Source organism: Acinetobacter sp. Li1LvA2 (assembly GCF_056156705.1).
Genome location: NZ_JBSICF010000022.1, coordinates 1 through 2,220 on the forward strand (window position 1 = coordinate 1; position 2,220 = coordinate 2,220).

The 2,220-nt window shown below is 42.8% G+C and carries 1 protein-coding gene and 1 pseudogene; both read right to left on the minus strand.

Translation table 11 applies throughout. The features are described 5' to 3' along the window. A partial coding sequence (locus ACS604_RS18900) for a type I secretion system permease/ATPase (protein WP_474772641.1) occupies positions 1 to 2,064 on the minus strand: 2,064 nt, incomplete at its 3' end. Next, a pseudogene (locus ACS604_RS18905) lies at positions 2,061 to 2,220 on the minus strand (RND transporter); the annotation flags it as partial. The gene ACS604_RS18900 and the pseudogene ACS604_RS18905, both read right to left, overlap by 4 nt.

The window sequence follows — 2,220 nt, forward strand, 5'->3', positions numbered from 1 at the left end:
TACGATTTTGCCATCGTTAACCACAATAATACGGTCCACCAGTTCTAAAACAGCTCGGCGGTGAGTCGCAACCACCAAAGTCCGATGTGCCAGCCATCCTTTTAAATGATCAATCAATTGTTTCTCGGCCACATCATCAATGGCTGCTGTTGGTTCGTCTAACAATAAAATGTTAGGTTGACGAATCAATAAACGAGCCAATAATAATGCTTGTTTCTGACCACCCGAGAAACCAACGCCACCCTCTAAAATCAGGTGATCTAATCCTTCTTTTTTCTCTTGAACAAAAGGCAATGCACCCGTCACCACTAAAGCCCGAAGAATCTCTTCATCGGTTGCAAGCGGAGCACCTAAAGTAAGGTTTTCACGAATCGTACCGTAGAAAAGATACGCATTCTGGTTAAGTAACCCCATATCACGACGTACATCAGATGGGTCAATTAAAGACAGATCCAGACCATCTAAATACACCGAACCTTGAGTTGGGACTTGCATGCCAGATAGAAGCTGAAGCAATGTTGATTTACCCGCCCCATTGCGCCCCAGAATTGCAATTTTTTCACCCGCGCGAATTTTTAAATGACGGATTGCTAAACTTGGTCTCGGGTCATCTTCTCCATATTGGAACAAGGCATTTTTTAATTCGTAATCACCATTTAAAGCAGCCTTATGTACCAGATGTGAACGGTCAGCCTGATCAATCGGACGTTGCATAAGTTCATCCAGACTTTGTTTTGCAACTTTCGCCTGCTGTAAACGTCCTAGAACGCCTGTAATCTGTGCAATTGGACCTAACATGCGTGAAGATAAAATTGAACAGGCTACTAATGCACCTGTGGTCATTTCACCATCCATTACGGCAAAACATCCCACTAAAACCACAATCGCATAGGTCAGACCTTGAAGCATTTGAGTCCATGCCATTAAGGTACCAACGATTTTACGTTGTCTCATACCAATGTCGGCTGAAACTTCGTTCATGTGGTTCCACTGGTTTTGGAAACGTGATTCAGCACGTAAAAGCTTGATGTCTTCAATACCCTGCACTGCTTCTACTAGAATAGCATTACGAATTGAAGATTCTCTCATACCCTCTTGTGCGAGCTGCGCTAGCTTCTTCTGTGCCAGAATACCCGGCAAAAGCATAAGTGGCACAACCAGCAACATTACCCAGAACAATTTCCCGCCAATAATCGCAAAGATGGTCAGGAACAAGAAAAAGAATGGGAAATCGGCAATTGCACTAATGGTAGTAGAAGTCACCAGTTCACGAACACCTTCGAGCTCACGAATCTGGGAAATAAAACTACCTGTAGACTTTGAACGGTCTTTATTCTTGATTCTTAGGGCATGACCAAATACACGGTCAGAAACACGTAAGTCCGCACGTTTACCAATAATGTCGGATAAATATACCCGCGATATACGTAGGGTAAACTCAAAAAGAGCAGCAATGAGTACACCACCTGCCAGAACCCATAAAGTCGGGATAGACTGTGAAGGTACGACACGGTCATAGACTTGCATTGAGAAAATAATGGTTGCCAGTGCCAGTACATTGGCAATGAGTGAGGCAAACATAATATCAACGTAGCGCTTCCAGTCTCTGAGTACAATTGACCAGAACCAGCTTGCTTCATACGGTTTGATATATTCATCAATACGCGCATCGGGAATAGAAGTTTCAGGACGCAGAATATAGACATTCTTAATTGTCTTTTTTAAGACATCTAAGCTTAAATTTTGGGAAAGGCCGTGATCTCCACTCAACTGGATACTGACATTTCCTTGAGTATCAGCTTTATCAACAACACCGACCTGTCCGTCGTTAAACTCGACCATGACAGGCAGGCGCCACGGATTCAGTACGTCTAAAGAAAAAGGTACTTTACGTAAATTGAGACCAACCTGACGTGTAATGAGCTGTAAAACATCATCAAGATTTTGATTCTGGTTCCAGTCAAGTTGCAAACGGATTCTTTCTTCTGAAGGCTCAATTCGATAATGTTTAGCAATCGTTAAGACCGACTGTAACCAGGGCTGGTAGTTTATTTTTGTCATCATGGTTGTACTTCGAACCCCTGAATTGAAATATTATTTAAGCCATAGGCTTGGCGGGAACGTCCTGTTGCCGAAATGTACTGAACAATACTGTTGTAGATGTCATAACGTGCAGACTCAAGTTCTGAATTAGCACTATGAATGGCCTGCTCTGCATTT